Consider the following 217-nt stretch of genomic DNA (forward strand, 5'->3'; position numbering starts at 1 on the left):
ATCGAAGCCCAGGCGCGTGAGCAGTCACCCGCAGAACGACAGATGCTCCGTCAGACCCAAGCCCTGCCGCGCCTGCAGGCTCTGCATGCCTGGCTGATCCAGCAACGCCAGCAAACGACAAAGACCTCGGGATACGGCCGCGCCCTGGACTACAGCATTCATCGCTGGGAAGCCCTGAGCCGCTACGCCCAGACCGGCGATCTGCCGATTGACAACA

1 protein-coding gene is annotated in these 217 nt (G+C 63.6%); it reads left to right on the forward strand.

The features are described from left to right. Window positions 1–217 (forward strand): IS66 family transposase (locus PZA18_RS24925; RefSeq protein ID WP_284103557.1); only part of this gene is annotated, 217 nt, incomplete at both ends.

The organism is Parachitinimonas caeni, assembly GCF_030129945.1.
Classification (GTDB): Bacteria; Pseudomonadota; Gammaproteobacteria; order Burkholderiales; family Chitinimonadaceae; genus Parachitinimonas; species Parachitinimonas caeni.